This is a genomic window from Acidipila sp. EB88 (assembly GCF_003858395.1).
Taxonomy (GTDB): domain Bacteria; phylum Acidobacteriota; class Terriglobia; order Terriglobales; family Acidobacteriaceae; genus EB88.
The window spans coordinates 914,222-930,425 of sequence record NZ_QWEV01000005.1; the positions used below are offsets into that span (position 1 = coordinate 914,222).

Consider the following 16,204-nt stretch of genomic DNA (forward strand, 5'->3'; position numbering starts at 1 on the left):
GCTGCCGCCAGAACTAAAGTGGGCCAAACGCGCCTCCACTGCATCCCTATAGTGGTGAACCCGAACCGTTTCGCGAGAAACGCGTTCTATCTCGAGGAGGAACCTTGGCCTACGAACTGCCCGCCCTGCCCTATGACTATGCCGGACTTGAACCCCATATCGACGAAGCAACGATGAAGCTGCACCACGACAAGCACCACCAGACCTACGTCACCAACCTGAACGGAGCCATCGAGAAGCACCCGGAACTCGGCAAGCACACGCCCGAAGACCTCCTGCGCTCGCTCGACACCCTTCCTGATGACATCAAGGGCGTGGTCCGCAACAACGGTGGCGGCCATGTGAACCACACGATGTTCTGGACGATCATGAAGCCGGGCGGCGGCGGTGAGCCAACGGGCAAGATCGCCGACAAGATCAAGGAAGACTTCGGCTCGTTCGAAGACTTCAAGAAGCAGTTCAACGAGACCACCGCCAAGCAGTTCGGTTCGGGCTGGGGCTGGCTGGTGCTCGACGGCGGCAAGCTCAAGATCGTCACCACGCCCAACCAGGACAACCCGATCTCGCAGGGCAAGTACCCGATCCTCGGCAACGATGTGTGGGAGCACGCCTACTACCTTAAGTACCAGAACAAGCGCCCGGACTACCTCGCCGCATGGTGGGGCACCGTGAACTGGGACGAAATCAACAAGCGCTTTGAAACAGCCCAGTCTGCCTAGCAGCACTGGCTAACTACCACACACCAGCCCGGAGGCTGCCTGATCGGGGCTCCGGGCTTTTCTGTTCAACCTGCTCTTCGCCCCGTGGCGCTCCACCAGATGCGCTACTTTCTCGACGCCGTGGGGTTTGCACTGGCAAGGAGTCTCGTCGCGATGCCGTCCATGCTTCCTCTGTTCCGTTTTTCGCTTATGGCTTCTCTGCTCGGTACCACCGCAGCGTTCGGGCAGGCCGCACTCACCACAGGCGGGGCCCACTACGCCATCACCCAGGCTGGAAAGCCGGTAGGCGACGCCCAGTTCTCGGCTGCACCGATCAGCGGGGGCAAGACCCTCACCTCCAGTGGCCACCTCAAACTCGAAAAGTTCGCCTACAGCTTCTCGAGCACGGCGACCGTGGATGCGCAGTTCAACCTGGTGCATGACCAGCTTTCGGGCTCGGTGCATGGCGCCAAGGCCTCGGCCAACAACGTCCAGTTCACCACGGCTTCTGACGCAACCGGGCGCTCCTTCCAGATCAACATCAATACCGATGGCAAGCTCACATCCAACGCCGTGGACCGGCACCGCAATACCGTGCTCGCCCCGGACCTCGACCCGGCAGCCTACACGCTGATGACACACATTGCGCTCTCGCACCCGCAGAGCGCCTGGGTGCTGATCCCCAAGGAAAACGGCATCCTGGTGCCGGCGCAGTACCAGCCCGCGGCGGACCTGAACGGCACGCTGAACGGCCAGAACATCTCGGTGAAGCACACGATCGTGGCGCTGAGCGACCAGAACTCGATCGTGATCGAGCTCTTCTATACCGCCGATGCGCAGCTTCTCGAAGCCGACCTGAACGCCCAGAACTTCTACGTGACCCGCGATGGCTTCAAGCTGCTGAACCGGCCCAAGCCGGTGGCCCCGCCGCATGGGCAGGCGCCGCAGCAGGACACGACCACGCAACCGGCGACTCCGCAGACCCAGGCGCCGCCGCAGTAACGGGTTGAGCAAGCGCAAAGCCCCTGCCATATCCAACGGCAGGGGCTTTGCTGCGAGCGCGGTCACCGCGCAGGCTAAGCACTCGCTCTAGACCGTGGCAGGGGTTCCGGCGTGGCTTCGGATCAGCGCCAGGCCCTGCTCACGCGTGGTGATGCTGCCTTCCAGCTGGGCGTCTTCCGCCAGCGCCAGCATGGACTTGAACACAGGACCCGGCCTGTACCCGGCCGCGATCAGGTCGCGCCCGTTCACCAGCAGCTCGGGCCGAACCTCCTCGGCAGGTGTGGCCTCGTAGTGGTGCCGGGCGTAGTCATACAACCGCAGAATTTTGTGACTGGAGAGGCAATCCATCCGGTGCAGCGCGAGGTGCTCCTCAAAGCGAGGCAGCCGGAAAAAGCGTTTCAGCGTGGACTGCTTCATCTTCTCCACGTCGCCAAAGCGCATGTGGTTGGCTACCAGCAGCGCGATCTGCGCGGTCTCCTCATTGGAGAAGCGCAGGCGTGCGCAGATGGCCTCAGCCATGTGCGTGCCCACCTCGGCATGCCCGTTGAAGCGTATACGGCCACCCTCTTCGGGCGGATCGTGCACCTCGCACGGCGGCTTGCCTACATCGTGCAACAGGGCGCTCCAGGCCAGGGTTGCGGGGGCGCCGGCATCGATTTTCTCGAGCAGCAGCAGCGTGTGGATCCAGACGTCGCCCTCGGGATGCCAGTCGGGCGGCTGCTCCACCCCGTGCATACGGTCCACCTCCGGCAGCAGCTCGCGCAGCAGCCCGGTCTGATCGAGCAGCTCGAACGCACGGCGCGCACGGCCTTCCGTGAGCATGCGCGTCAATTCGTCCCGGCAACGCTCCGGGCTCACCTGGTGGATGGTCGCAGCCTGCGCGCGGATGGCGGCGGCGGTCTCCTCCTCGAGCGTGAACCCGAACCGCGCGGCGAAACGCACGGCGCGCAGCATCCGCAGCTTGTCCTCGCGGAAGCGCCGGGCGGGCTCGCCGATGGCGCGCACCACCCCGGCAGCGAGGTCCGCCTCGCCGCCGACGTAGTCCAGCACCTCGCCGGAGAGCGGGTCGTACAACATGCCGTTGATGGTGAAGTCGCGCCGCTCCACATCCTCGCGCGGGTCCAGCGAGTAGCGCACAGCATCGGGGCGGCGCCCGTCCGAGTAGACGCCGTCACTGCGGAAGGTCGCGACCTCGGTCCGGATCTCGGTTGCATTTTCATCTTCACTGGCGACCAGCACCACGCCGAAATGCGCTCCCACGGCAAACGTGCGCGGAAACATGGCCAGCACGACGTCGGGCGTGGCGCTGGTCGCGACGTCGAAATCCTTGGCTGCAATGCCGAGCAGGCGATCGCGCACACAGCCGCCGGCGTAGAACGCCTGGTGGCCGGCTTCGCGCAGGGTTTGGACGATGTGGCGTGCGGCCTGTTCGGGCCGGGAGGCAGCTTGCATACGGGGTCGCTCCGGTTCTCTTAGGATAAGAGATGCCGTGGCACATACAGGACTCATCCTCGGGATCGAAAGCTCATGTGACGAAACAGCCGCTGCCGTGGTGGCAGAGGGCAGCACAACGCTGTCCAGCGTGGTGGCGTCGCAGTTCAGCACGCACGCCCCATATGGCGGGGTGGTGCCAGAGCTGGCCTCGCGTGAACACCTGCGCAACATCGTGCCGGTGGTCCGCGGGGCGCTGGCCGCAGCTGGCGTGGCATTGCCGCAACTGTCAGCCATCGCGGTGACGGAAGGCCCTGGGCTCGCGGGCGCTTTGCTGGTGGGCGTCACCTACGCCAAGACGCTTGCGTGGGCGCTGGGGAAGCCGCTGATCGCGGTGAATCACCTGGAAGGCCACATCCACGCCGTGCTGCTGGAGCATGCCCGCGAGCAGCCGACAGACGGCCCTGCTCTGGCATTGGTGGTCTCGGGTGGCCACACCCATCTCTACCTGGCCGAGCGGCAGCAGGACGGCGCCTGGCAGTACCGGCTGGTCGGCCACACGGTCGATGACGCGGCCGGCGAAGCTTTCGACAAGGTGGCGAAACTGCTGGGCCTGGGCTACCCGGGCGGTCCATGGATCGATGGGCTCGCGCGGCATGGTGATCCCTCGGCGGTGCCGTTCCGATTTGCCGAGGTGCGCCGCCGCGAGGCCCGGCAGCGGCCATCCTCCGCCCCCACCGATTCCCTGTTGTTCTCGTTTTCCGGCATCAAGACCTCCGTGCTGCGCTACGTCGAAACGCACGGTCTCGGCGCTTCAATCGCCGCGCGCGCCGCGGTGCTGTCGTCGCTCCCGGCACCGCGCATCGCCGACGCGCTTGCGCTTTGCGACGCCCAGACCCTGAACCTCATCGCTTCGTTCCAGCAGTCCGTCGTCGACAACCTGGTGCAGCGCACGCTGATCGCCGCCGAGCGGTTCGGGGCGCGCAGCCTGCTGGTCTCGGGGGGTGTGGCTGCCAATAGCGGGCTGCGCAGCGGCTTCCTGTCCCGCTCGCCCCTCCCGGTGCTGTTCCCGTCCCTTGCGCTTTCCACCGACAACGCTGCCATGATCGCGGCCGCGGCATGGCCTAAACTGCAGCGGCAAAGCTTCGCTCCTGCGGGGCTCGCGGCCGAACCGAGACTGCAGCTTGGACTCCGCACTGAATCAGTGCCGGGGTAGCCTGGTTCGGCAAAACACCCAACTGCTAGAATCGAGCGGAAGGTCCCACCCCTGCCGAACGAATGACCATTCACCTTTTCAATACTCTCAGCGGTCGTATCGAGCCGCTCGTGCCCATGGATGGCGCCACCCTTCGCATGTACGCGTGTGGCCCCACGGTCTACGACTACGGTCACATCGGCAACTTTCGCACCTTTCTGCACGTGGATGTGCTGCGCCGCGCGCTCGAGTTGAGCGGCACGCCGGTGCGCCACGTCATGAACATCACCGACGTGGATGACAAGATCATCCGCAACGCCACCGCGGCCGGGTTGCACATCGCCGACTACACGCGGCGCTTTGAAGAGGCCTTCTTCGAGGATCTCGAAGCGCTTTCCGTGGAGCGTCCCACCGTGGTGCCGCGCGCGACCGAGCACATCCCCGAGATGGTGCACCTGGTGGAGCGGCTTGCCGAGGAAAAGCTCGCCTATCAGACCGAGGATGGCTCCTGGTATTTCCGCATCGCAGGCTTTCCGGAGTACGGCAGGCTTTCCAAGAAGGACTTCGCCGGTATCAACAGCGGAGCCCGCGTTGATGTGGACGAGTACGACAAGGACTCGGCGCGCGACTTCGCCCTGTGGAAGGCGCCCAAGCCCGGCGAGCATCGCTGGGACTCTGCCATCGGCGCGGGACGTCCGGGCTGGCATCTTGAGTGCTCCGCCATGGCCATCAAGTACCTCGGCGACTCGTTCGATCTGCACGCCGGCGGCGAAGACCTGATGTTTCCGCACCACGAGAACGAGATTGCGCAGTCCGAGTGCGCCACCCACCAGACCTTCGCGCGCCACTGGTTCCACGTGCGCTTTCTGCTGGTGGAAGGCCGCAAGATGTCGAAGTCGGAAGGCAACTTCTATACCCTCCGGGACCTGCTGTTGAAGGGCTACAAGGCTTCGGCGATCCGCTCGCTGCTGATCTCGGTGCCGTACGGGCAGCAGCTCAACTTCACCTTTGAAGGACTTGCCGCCGAAACGGCAGCGCTTGAGCGCTTGCGTACTTTTCAGCGTCGCCTGCTGGAAGCGTCGTTTGAAACCGGCGCGCCCGGCGCGAGCATGCTCACGGACCAGGAACTGCTGGAGCAGACCGCGCGGGCCCGGCAGGCTTTTGATGCCGCACTGGCCAACGACCTGAACACGGCGGAAGCCAAGGCCGCGATCTTCGACCTGGTACGTGCGGCCAATATTGCGCTCGATCAGAGAGCGGTGGGTCTGCGCGTGCTCTCCCCGGAGAACCGCGATGCGCTGCTTGCGGTGCTGGCACGCTTCGACCGTGTCTTCGCGGTGCTCTCGACCGACGATGTAGCAGTTACCGATGCGGCGCTGGACTGGGCGGAGTGCGCCGGGCGCCTCGACGAAGTGCCGGCGGAGCTGCTGGCGCAACGCGCGCTTTCGGACATCCAGATCGAGGCCTTGATTGAAGAGCGCAAGACGGCGCGGCACAATCGCAATTTTGCCCGCGGCGATGCCATCCGTGACGAGCTGCTGCACAAGGGCGTAGTGATCGAGGACAGCAAAGAGGGCGTGCGCTGGCGTCGCCGGTAGCCACGCCAGCCGCGCACGCTTAGCGCTGGCCGGCGATCCCCTTGACTGACTGCTGCAGCCTGGCCGAGCTGTAGCCGACGCCTTTCTTGAACACCAGCTCCGGCTTGCGGATCACGGAAGCATCGTGCTCCAGGTCGCCGTCCAGCAGCACAAGGTCCGCCTGCATGCCCGGCGCGATCGTGCCGATCTCGCTGGAGCGGCCAAGATACTGCGCGGCATGGCTCGTGTAGATGGCCACGGCCTCGGCAGGTGTAAAGCCGGCGGCGACGAGCAGCTCGAAGGCCCGCTGGTCGCCATAGCCGGCAAGCACGCCGCCATACCCCGTGGGATCGCAACCCGCCATCAGCAGGCCGCCCGCCTTTGCAAACGCCCGTTCAAACTGCATTTCCTTGCTGAGCAGCACGCTCCAGTGCGAAGCAGCTGCATGCTGCGCGATCATGCCGCGCCGAGTCGCGTAGTCATCCCAGGAAAGTCCGCTGAGAGCCGTGTGGACCGGCTCCATGTTGTCGAGCGGCGGCTTGTCGGGCACAAAGCTTTCAAAGATCGCAAGCGTGGAGGTGACCGCGACGTGATGCTCCACCAGGGTCTGGATCATGCGCTGCACCGGCGCGCTGGTGATGTCGAGTGAGGCTGCCATCTCGGACATGGGGCCGCCCTGCCCCGGGCATACCCCGGGCTGCTTCTTCGAGTAGAACTCCGTATCCACCAGCAGGCCGTGCTCGAGATTGTCGATGCCCATCTCGGCTGCCTCGGTAAAGCCGATTGAGCAGAGGTGCCCGGTGATCTTGTCGCCCCGCTTGTGGGCGGCCGCGATGGCGGCAGCCAGCTCTGCCGGCGTGATGTGCATGTAGGCCTTGAACGAGGTGGCACCCCGGTCGCCCCAGTAGTTCACCAGCGCGCTGGCGTCATCGGGGCCGGTCAACTCGTGCAGCTGAATGCCGATGGTGGGCTTGCCCTCGAGGTACGGGCCGGTCACGTCGAGTGCTGGACCTGCCTGGCGGCCGGCATCGATCGCCTGCTTCAGCGCGAGATCCGCAAAGGGCTCGATGGAGCCCGCGGTGCGCGCCGTGGTGATGCCTGCCGCGAGATACAGGCGCGGCGCGCTGTCGGCCAGCTCGGCGTAGAGCGCGTTGCGGTCGGGTTCGTTGCCGGCTGCCGGGTAGAACATGTGTTCGTGCATGCCGATCAACCCGGGCAGCAGCGTCTTGCCGGAGGCGTCGATGACTGCCGCATCATCCGGCGGATGGATCCTCGACGAACTCTCCACTTGGGCGATCACGCCGTTGCGCAGCACCACGGTCTGGTCGTGCTGCGCGGGGCCACCCTGACCATTGATGACCGTCACATGGGTGAACGCGACCACCGGGGCAGTCTGGACCAGGAAGGCAGCCAAAGGATCAGCAGCCTTGATGGGTGCTCCAGCTGGTGGAGTCCTCTGCGCGAATGCGGCCAAGGCACAGCACAGGAAGGGTAGGAGAGGCAACAGCCGCGAGGGTGACATTGTGAGAGCGTCGCGGAGATCAGGCTGCCCGTCAAGTGCAAAGACGCGGTTGCGCGTGGTGGATCGCGAGGCCCGGTCAGACGCAGATGTCGTGCGCGCGGTCGTTATCTTTGCAGACAAAAACAAGAGCAGCCCGAAGGCTGCTCTTGTGTGGTCTGCATTGCGTGCTGCTTACGCGGGGGAAGGACTGCCTTCGGGGAAGCCACCGCCATGCTTCGGTTCCGGCTTCAGAACCTGCTGCACGTTTCCAGTTGGCGTGCCGCCTGAGGGTCCACCGGTCTGATCGAGCGGCGGCAGTTCCTGCCCGTCGATGATCATCCGGATCTCGGCACCGTCCAGCGTTTCGCGCTCCAACAGGGCCGTGGCCATCCGGTGCATCGCATCCTGTTTAGTGTCGAGGATGTGGTATGCCGACTGGTACGCAGTATCCACCTTGGAGCGAACCTCGGCATCAATCTGGCGGGCAGTCTCTTCCGAGAAGTCGCGATGCTGTGCAATCTCGCGACCAAGGAAGATCTGTTCTTCCTTCTTGCCGTAGGTCAGGGGTCCCAGATTGCTCATGCCGTACTCGCAGACCATCTTGCGGGCAAGTTCCGTGGCCCGTTCGATGTCGTTGCCGGCACCAGTCGTCATCTGCTTCAGGAAGATCTCTTCGGCAATGCGTCCGCCCATGAGAATGGCCAGCTGCGTATCGAGATAGTCCTTGGTGACAGTGTGGCGATCATCCACCGGCAGCTGCATCGTGACACCGAGTGCCATGCCGCGAGGGATGATCGTGACCTTGTGCAGCGGATCAGCATGGTCACGGGTTGCAGCGACCAGGGCATGGCCGGCTTCGTGGTAAGCGGTAACCCGCTTCTCCTCGTCGCTCAGCAGCATGCTTTTGCGCTCCGCGCCCATCATGACCTTGTCCTTGGCTGCTTCGAAGTCGATCATGAGCACTGCCTTGCGGTTTGCGCGAGCAGCGTTCAGGGCGGCTTCATTCACCATGTTGGCCAGGTCAGCACCGGAGAAACCGGGTGTGCCACGCGCCATAACGCGAAGATCCACATCATCCGCGGTGGGAACCTTGCGTGAGTGCACCGCGAGAACTTCTTCACGGCCACGCACGTCGGGACGGCCCACAATGACGCGACGATCGAAGCGGCCCGGGCGAAGCAGCGCGGGATCGAGCACGTCGGGACGGTTGGTGGCAGCGACCAGGATCACGCCATCGTTGGACTCGAAACCGTCCATCTCGACCAGCAACTGGTTCAGGGTCTGCTCACGCTCGTCGTGTCCACCGCCAAGGCCTGCGCCACGGTGACGACCCACAGCATCGATCTCATCGATGAAGATGATGCAGGGGGCGTTCTTTTTACCCTGCTCAAACAGATCGCGGACGCGGCTCGCACCGACACCGACAAACATCTCCACGAAGTCCGAACCGGAAATCGAGAAGAACGGCACATTGGCTTCGCCGGCAACGGCGCGGGCCAACAGGGTCTTGCCTGTTCCGGGAGGTCCGACGAGCAGGACGCCCTTGGGGATACGTCCACCGAGCTTCTGGAACTTCTGCGCTTCCCGCAGGAACTCGATAATCTCCTTGAGCTCTTCCTTGGCTTCGTCCACGCCGGCGACATCCTTGAACGTCACCTTCTTCTGCTGCATGGAGAGCAGGCGTGCTTTGCTCTTGCCGAAGGAAAGCGCCTTGTTGCCGCCGCTCTGCATCTGGCGCAGCATAAAGAACCACAGGGCGCCAATGATGATGATCGGGGACAGGTTCAGCAGAATCGGCAGCCAGGAGCTGCCACGGTTATCGCGAACCGTTACGGAAACATGGTTTTCCTGCAGAATGTCATAGAGATGGGGGTAGTTTGCCGGGACCGTGACGTGGTACGGCGTGCCGCTCTTCAGCTTGCCGTGCACCTCGCTGTCGGTGACCGTTGCTTCCTGCACCTGGCCGCCCTGGGCGTCCTGCAGGAAAGTCGAGAAGGACATGTCCTGCTCGTGACCCGCGCCTCCACCCTTCTGGAACACCTGCCAGAGGAGGATCAAGCAGGCAAAGATGAACACCCAGAAGATAATTGTTTTAACAGTCGAATTCACAGACACCCTCGCTTCTCTTCGAACGCACGCCTAAGGCGGATGCACCCACCTATATAGACGCGGTAGTGCCACTAACGAAGCAAACCTTGCTGCGTGATGCATCGATATGCTCAAAGAAGGCAGTCCCAGAGTATGGGAAGAGCTCCCGGCAACGTATCAGTGATTGTACGACGGGCAGGGCTGCTTAAGCCGGGAACTCAGGCCGATAAGTCCAGAATCCCGTATTACTCACAGGGTGCCGAGCGGGAATGCACGATGAGCACTGGTGTTGCGGCTCACCCGCTGCATCGCCTGCCTTGTCCGGTCGACGAATGCAATCTCCTTGCGGCATGCTGAGGGTGTGCGATCCGCCTCCGTATCAACGCTGTTCTCCGTCGAGCAGCTCCCCCGGGAACCCGGCTTGGGCTGGCTGTTTCAGGCGGAAGCGACTCCATGGCGCTGCTCCACCTGGCAGCCGGGCTCGCGAAGAAGCAGGGCTGGCTCCCGCAGGTGGTGCACGTACACCACGGACTGCGCGGGGCGGCAGCGGACGAGGATGCGGCGCTGGTGGAGCAACAGGCGCGGAGCCTGAGATTGCCCTGCCGCGTGCTTCGCGTGGATCTGGCAAGGCGTGCCCGGGTACTCAGGGTGGGCCTGGAGCAAGCAGGCCGGCTGTGCCGGTACGACTGGTTCCGCCGCCTGATGGAGCTGGGAGAGCTGGATGCGATCGCTACCGGCCACACCATGGACGATCAGGCGGAGACCGTGCTGCTGAAGCTGCTGCGTGGAAGCTGGACTGCGGGCCTCGCGGGCATCTACCCCGTGCTGCCTGCGGCCGACCTGCCCAGACTCGATGAGCCCCAACTCGGGGCGCCTGAACTGTCGCGTTCGGTTGCAGCGGCGAGCGGGGGTTCCGCGATTTTGCCGCCTGCGCACGTGCCACAGCGAAGCCGTCCACCAGGGGTGCTCGTTCGACCGCTGCTTGGCGCACGGCGCAGCGCACTCCAGGAGTGGCTCCGCGCAGAGGGGCTGCCCTGGCGCGACGATGCCAGCAACGACGAACTGGTGTTCACACGCAACCGTATTCGCCACCAGCTTCTCCCATCCCTGATGGAGTACAACCCGAACATGACCGAACAGCTCGCCCAGACAAGCGCGCTTGCCCGCGATGAAGAAACCTATTGGCAGGCGGAGGTGGACCGGGTTCTGCCGGGCCTGCTGCTCCCGGGCCGCCCCGTACGCGGCGGCGGCCGATCCAGTTCCACCCTGCCGGGCGAGCAGTCGCTGGCGATCGAGGTAGAGCGGCTGCGCGTGCTCGCTCCAGCACTGGTGCGCCGACTGGTCCGCGCGGCGGCAGCAAGGCTCGGCGGCTCGCTCGACTTCGCCGAAACAGAGAGGGTGCTTGCCCTGCTGCAGGGCGCTGTCGGCAGCGTGCCCCGGCGGGAGCAGCTCGGCGCCAGCCTCCGGGCAGAACGCAGCCCTAGAGAGTTGCGCTTTGTGCGTGCGGAGCCCAAGGCGTTGGGCACTGTTGAGGATGTGCTGGTGAGTGTTCCAGGAGACGTGCAGGCGCTTGGCATCCAATTAAAGGTCGAGCTGGCGGCAGGCACCGCGGTCGCCGCGACAGGCGCATTGCCCCAGGCCACGCTGCGCGGCACACGGCCCGCAGACCGGGTCACACAGCGCTACTCAAGGGGCACGCCGCGCAGGATCAAGGAAGTGCTTGAGCGGATGGGCGTACCCTCCGAGGCACGTGCCGGATGGCCCGTACTTGTATGGCAGGGCGAAATCGTCTGGGTGCGCGGCGCGGTGCTTGAACCCACGCCGCTCTCGACCCAGTTGCACGTCACCTGGCAGGAGGGTTAGACCGGCAGCGCCTCCGCCGGAGTGCCGTCGGCAGGGATCGCCTCGGCGAGCCACTCGCTGAAGGCCTCCGGGTTCTGGTCGCGGCGCAGGAAGTTGCGCACCAGTTGACGGCCGGGTCGGGACCCGCCGGGTTCCAACACCTCCTTGCGGTAGCGGGTGGTGACCTCCTCGGCCAGAAGGTCGCCGGTGGCGAACTCCCGGAAGAAGTCGATCGCGATTACCTTGTCGAACAGGTAGGTGTAGTAGTTCGACGAGTACCCGGTGAGGTGCGTGAAGCTTGCGTGCAGCTTGTTGCCGTCTACCCACTCGTAAGGCAGAAAGCGCTTGTAGTCGGCCTCCAGCAGTTGCTCGAGATCCAGCGTCGCAGGATCGAGCCGGTGCGTATCGAGCGAGTAGCTGGTGTAGAAAAGCTGCGTGCGTACAGAGTCGGCGCGGCCGAATGCGCTGGCCCGGTTCATCCGTTCCACCAGGGCCTCGGGAATGGGCTCGTCGGTCTGGTAGTGGTGCGCAAACCGCGCCAGCAGCCCTGGGTCGCGGAAGAACTCCTCCAGCATCTGCGAAGGAACCTCGACAAAGTCGCCTTCCGTCGCAATGCCGCTGTTCCCTGCCCAACGCTGCTGGCCGCCCAGGATGGCGTGCATCAGGTGGCCGAACTCGTGCAGGTAAGTGCTGACGTCAGAGTGCTGCAGCAGGCCGGGATTGCCGTCCTTCGGCTCGGGGAAGTTGCAGATCAGCGCTGCCTCGGGAAGCTGTTGCCCCAGGATGCCAGGGATCAGCGGCGCGGCGGAGAACCACTTGTCCTTGCCTTCGCGCGGGTGCATGTCCAGGTAGAAGCGGCCCAGGCGTCCGTTTCCCCCACGCCGGTCCCAAACGTCCCACGTTGTGACACTCGGGTGCCACACCTCGGCATCGTCCACCGGCTCGAACCGCACGCCAAACACTGCCTCAACCAGCGAGAGCACGCCCGACTGTACGCGGGCAAATGGAAAGTAGGGGCGCACAGCCTGCGAGTCAAACGCGAACTCGGCCCGGCGGTACTGCTCCATCCAGAAGCCCCGGCTGGCGGCATCGATCGCAGCGGGTTCGGCAACGCCCGCGGCGCGCGCGGCCTGCTGCGCAAAACCAAGCAGCAGCGCATACTCCCGCTCGGCACCCTGGCGGGTTGCGACTTCCAGTTCGTCCAGGAACTGCTGCATCTTGGCGGAGGACTCCATCATCTGGTCCGCGGTAGCCAGGTCGGCCCAGGTCGAGAAGCCCAGGAGGGCCGCGATCTCGCCGCGCACCTTGAGCAACTCCTGCAATATCGGCACATTGTGTGGGAACGCGCGCGTTTGGTAGGCGAGGAACATGCGGCGGCGCAGCGCAGCATTGGTCGCGAAGGTCATCACCGGCAGGTAATCCGGAAACTCGGTGGTGAGCACGATGCTGCCGGTGTGCTCGCCTTCTGTCCTTGCCGGGTGGCTCGCGACAAAATCCTCCGGCAGCCCGGCGAGTTCCTCAGGCGACTCGACGATCACGGTGCCGACACTCTCCTGCACGTTGCGCCCAAAGGTAAGCGACAGCATGGTCGCCTGCTCCTGCAGGGCGCGAAGCTGGTCGCGCACGGCTTCTTCGCGGTCCACACCGGCCAGGCGATAGCCCAGGAGCGTGCGGTCAAGGTAATGTGCCGTCGCGGGGTCGTCGGTTGGCATAGGAATCGCGCCCAGCGCCTGGTACACCGCACGGTTGAGCCCCAGCGCCACGCCTGCCTGGGCCACGAGCTGCAACTGGGCCTGCGCGGTATCGCGGATGCTTTTGTCGGGATGCACAGAGTTCAGCAGCGAGAGCTGGGAGCCGGCAGCGCTGAGCACCGCGACTGCGTCATCGTAGCGACGCAGTGTGTGCTCGAGTGTGCGCGGATGATTGCCGTCGGTGACGCCATCCACAAGACGTGCGTGCTGATCGAGGGCTGCCGCCACCCATGATTCGAGCGCGGGGGCGCTGGCAACGAGCCAGGGATGGGAAAGACCGGTGGATGCAGGCACGCGCATTGCCTGCGTACGCCCATCGGGCAATTGAGAAGTTTGATCCATACGGTTTAGATTGCATCGTCGCCCGGAGGGAAGCAAGCCGCTCGGCCGATCGCACAGGCTGCGGTTGCAGCGAGTGGAAAAACAGTGCCCAGCTTGTTCTTTGCACCCCGGCCAGCAAGCGACTAGCATCAGCCACAGTCCGTGCCGATTGGCCGCACACCAGATTCCATTCTGAAAGCGAGCGTCGCTGTGCCCCCTGTCCTGCCTCCAGTCCGCAGGCTTCGTGATCACTTCGCCCCTGTCTGCGTCGCAGTTGCGGCGCCGAACCCTGCCCTTCTTTTCGAACAGGCAGCCACCGCCGTGCAGGAGAGCTCCTTCGAAGCTCCGCTGATCGAGCTGCGCATGGACGCGCTGGACGAGCCGGAAGCGGGTGTTCTCGCCTTCGCCGCGTTTCGCTGCGCCCATCCCGGGGCCGCGCTCCTGGTCACCTGTCGCCGGACGGATGGCGGAGGGGCGTATACGGGCACCCCGCAGGAGCAGTTGACGCTGCTGGCCCGCTTCGCGGTGGCCGGCGCATCGGTGATCGACCTGGAGCTCGAGACCCTTGAAGTCGTCGCGCCAAGCGCACTGGAGCAGTGGGCCGACATCCTCGAGAGAAGCGGCACGCTGGTGCTGGTGAGCGCCCATGACTTTGAGCGTACGGGCGACCTGGACAGAACGCTGCGACGGCTGCGCACCCTGGGCAAGCCCTGCAGGGCCGCGGTTTACAAGGTGGTGTCCACGGCAGAACGGCTGGCTGACAATCTCGCGATGCTTGAGTGGATCGAGCGTGCCTCCCGTGAAGTCCCCGTAGTGGGAATTTGCATGGGGGAGGCCGGTTTGCCCAGCCGGGTCCTGGCACTCAGCGCGGGGGCGCTCTTCACCTTTGCCGCCACATCGGCCGGAGCGGGCACGGCTCCCGGCCAGGTCACCGCGGAGAAGCTGCTTCGCCAGTACCGGGCCGACCTGCTGCGCCGCGCGAAACATTACGGCGTCGTGCGCGATGTGGATGCGCCGGAGGGCGCTGCCCGCGCGTTCCAGGCGGAGAATCCTGCGATTGAGGAGACCCGTCTTTACGGAGTGGCCGGTAACCCGGTCAGCCATTCCCTATCCCCGGCAATGCACAATGCGGCCTTCCAGGCGGCGGGTGTGGACGCGGTGTACCTGCCACTGCATACCACCTCGGTCGACGATCTCCTTGCGTTTGCAAAGGCGCTGCCGCTGTCGGGGCTGAGCGTCACCATGCCGTGGAAGGTCGATATTCTGCCGTTCCTGGCCGAGGTGGATCCTCTTGCGCGCTCGATCGGTGCGGTCAACACGGTGGTCCGCCGCGAGGATGGATCGCTGCTCGGCATGAACACCGATGCCGCGGCGGTTGTGGAGCCTTTGCGCCAATACTTCGACCGCAGGGCCGGAGACGCGGGAGGAGCGAACAGCCTTGATGGGTTGCGCGTGCTGCTGCTGGGTGCCGGGGGCGCGGCGCGGGCCGCGGCGTTCGGGCTCAGGGCAGAGGGCGCGCTTGTGTCGATCCTGAACCGGACTCTAACTTCTGCAGAACACCTGGCGCAGGAGAGCGGGACGCGCGTCCATGTGCCCGACGAAGCACAGCCCTACGATGCCGTGATCAACGCGACGCCGGCCGGGATGCTGGGTCAGCCGCAGGCGCTGCCCCTTGTGGACGCAGCGCTGCTGCGCGGGGTGCGCGTTGTGTTTGAGATGGTGTACCGGCCCACGGAGACTCCGTTGACGCTGCTGGCGCATTCACTTGGCATCGACGTGATTTACGGGCTGGAGATGTTTGTGCACCAGGGCATGCGGCAGTGGGAGCTTTGGACGGCGCAACCCGCACCAATGCCTGCGATGCGGGCGGCGCTGGAACAGGCGTTGCAGGAACAGGAAGCGGCGGCAGGGGATACTGGATCAGGATCTGTGCAGCCCGGCGCGGCACCAGCGAAACCGCAGTAGATGGGCAACAGGGAGAAATGATGGCTAAATACGGTGCCGTGGATCGCATGATGGACCTTGCTACGAGCAAAACTCCGCGGGAACGGGCCGAGGGTGATCGCAAAAGCTCCGCCGAGGCGGTTCTGGAGCGCCAGGTGTCGGCAACGGAGCCCGTCCTCGCTGCTGCGAAGCTGCCGCAGACTGTCGTGACGCCGGCCGTCACTGGAGATGTGGCAGAGCCTGTACCGACTCCTGCTTCCACCACGCTGGCTGCCCCAGCGGCGCGTCCGGGTGAGCGCGGGCGCAGGATCCTGGACGCCCTGCGCCCGCTGCTACCCGCGGTAGGCGGCATGCTGCGCATGGTGGATCACGGAGGTGTGCAGACGGTGGCGCGCCTCCTGCCGCTCCTGGCGGGTGGCGGCCCGACACTCAATCCGGCAGGTTCTGCGCAGGGGCCCGCTGCTTCGGCCGCAGAGCAGCGACAGATCGCCGCGCTGCTTTTGGAGCTGGAAACGCAACACCAGGCAATCACGGAAGAGCTTCACCAGGTGAAGGAGCAGTTGCAGGCCCGGGAAGAACAGTTCCGTCGCACGCGCGAGTCGCTTGAGCGTACGGTAGCCGAACAAGGCACACTTGCTCACCTGCTGCACCAGCTCGGTGACCGGTCCCGGCTTCTGACAGCCGCGGTCATTTTGCTGTTCATGCTGGTCATCGCGCAGATGACCCTGTTCGTGATCTTTATGCACCGCTAAAGCGCAGGCCGCAAGGAAATAAGTGACCGCGGCTGTAACCTACCTGCTCACAACTGTTTACCGAGAGGTAAACGCCGCGCGTTTTTGATTGCCAATCCTTAT

The 16,204-nt window shown here is 64.8% G+C and carries 11 protein-coding genes; 7 read left to right on the forward strand and 4 right to left on the reverse strand.

Annotated elements, in window-relative coordinates:
• Positions 1-104: 104 nt before the first annotated feature.
• Together D1Y84_RS04655 and D1Y84_RS04660 are read left to right on the forward strand one after the other, a co-directional pair.
• A complete protein-coding gene (locus tag D1Y84_RS04655; protein ID WP_124847487.1) occupies positions 105-719 on the forward strand; it encodes a superoxide dismutase in 615 nt (204 codons plus the stop codon).
• A 99-nt stretch (positions 720-818) separates the two neighbouring features.
• The gene (locus D1Y84_RS04660) at positions 819-1,700 is read left to right on the forward strand and encodes a hypothetical protein (protein ID WP_124847488.1); all 882 of its coding nucleotides are present in this window, start codon (positions 819-821) and stop codon (positions 1,698-1,700) included.
• Positions 1,701-1,787: 87 nt separating this feature from the next.
• On the opposite strand, the gene D1Y84_RS04665 is transcribed toward D1Y84_RS04660, so the two are convergent.
• A complete protein-coding gene (locus D1Y84_RS04665) occupies positions 1,788-3,152 on the reverse strand; it encodes a CCA tRNA nucleotidyltransferase (RefSeq protein WP_124847489.1) in 1,365 nt (454 codons plus the stop codon).
• Positions 3,153-3,189: 37 nt separating this feature from the next.
• Between D1Y84_RS04665 and tsaD the strand changes: the two genes are divergently transcribed.
• Both tsaD and cysS read left to right on the forward strand, forming a co-directional pair.
• Complete coding sequence (gene tsaD / locus D1Y84_RS04670) at positions 3,190-4,347, forward strand: tRNA (adenosine(37)-N6)-threonylcarbamoyltransferase complex transferase subunit TsaD (protein WP_233581136.1); 1,158 nt, start codon at positions 3,190-3,192, stop codon at positions 4,345-4,347.
• 62 nt (positions 4,348-4,409) lie between these two features.
• Positions 4,410-5,924, forward strand: a complete 1,515-nt coding sequence (cysS, locus tag D1Y84_RS04675; RefSeq protein WP_124847491.1) for a cysteine--tRNA ligase — start codon at positions 4,410-4,412, stop codon at positions 5,922-5,924.
• 19 nt (positions 5,925-5,943) lie between these two features.
• On the opposite strand, the gene D1Y84_RS04680 is transcribed toward cysS, so the two are convergent.
• Together D1Y84_RS04680 and ftsH are read right to left on the reverse strand one after the other, a co-directional pair.
• Positions 5,944-7,317 (reverse strand): amidohydrolase family protein, encoded by a 1,374-nt coding sequence (locus D1Y84_RS04680; protein WP_233581138.1) that lies wholly within the window; start codon positions 7,315-7,317, stop codon positions 5,944-5,946.
• A 279-nt stretch (positions 7,318-7,596) separates the two neighbouring features.
• Positions 7,597-9,513: an ATP-dependent zinc metalloprotease FtsH gene (ftsH, locus tag D1Y84_RS04685; protein WP_124847492.1), complete on the reverse strand. Its 1,917-nt coding sequence runs from the start codon at positions 9,511-9,513 to the stop codon at positions 7,597-7,599.
• Positions 9,514-9,918: 405 nt separating this feature from the next.
• On the opposite strand from ftsH, the gene tilS reads away from it, so the two are divergent.
• Positions 9,919-11,355 carry a tRNA lysidine(34) synthetase TilS gene (gene tilS, locus D1Y84_RS04690; protein WP_255424377.1) on the forward strand — a complete coding sequence of 479 codons (1,437 nt, stop codon included), beginning with the start codon at positions 9,919-9,921 and terminating at the stop codon, positions 11,353-11,355.
• Here tilS and D1Y84_RS04695 read toward each other — a convergent pair.
• Positions 11,352-13,427 carry a M3 family metallopeptidase gene (locus tag D1Y84_RS04695; RefSeq protein WP_124847494.1) on the reverse strand — a complete coding sequence of 692 codons (2,076 nt, stop codon included), beginning with the start codon at positions 13,425-13,427 and terminating at the stop codon, positions 11,352-11,354. The two genes, tilS and D1Y84_RS04695, sit on opposite strands and share 4 nt — an antisense overlap.
• A 189-nt stretch (positions 13,428-13,616) precedes the next feature.
• Between D1Y84_RS04695 and aroE the strand changes: the two genes are divergently transcribed.
• Positions 13,617-15,371, forward strand: coding sequence for a shikimate dehydrogenase (gene aroE / locus D1Y84_RS04700; RefSeq protein ID WP_158615323.1), 1,755 nt, complete (start codon positions 13,617-13,619; stop codon positions 15,369-15,371).
• Between the two features lie 20 nt (positions 15,372-15,391).
• Positions 15,392-16,102 carry a hypothetical protein gene (locus tag D1Y84_RS04705; protein WP_124847496.1) on the forward strand — a complete coding sequence of 237 codons (711 nt, stop codon included), beginning with the start codon at positions 15,392-15,394 and terminating at the stop codon, positions 16,100-16,102.
• Positions 16,103-16,204 lie beyond the last annotated feature (102 nt).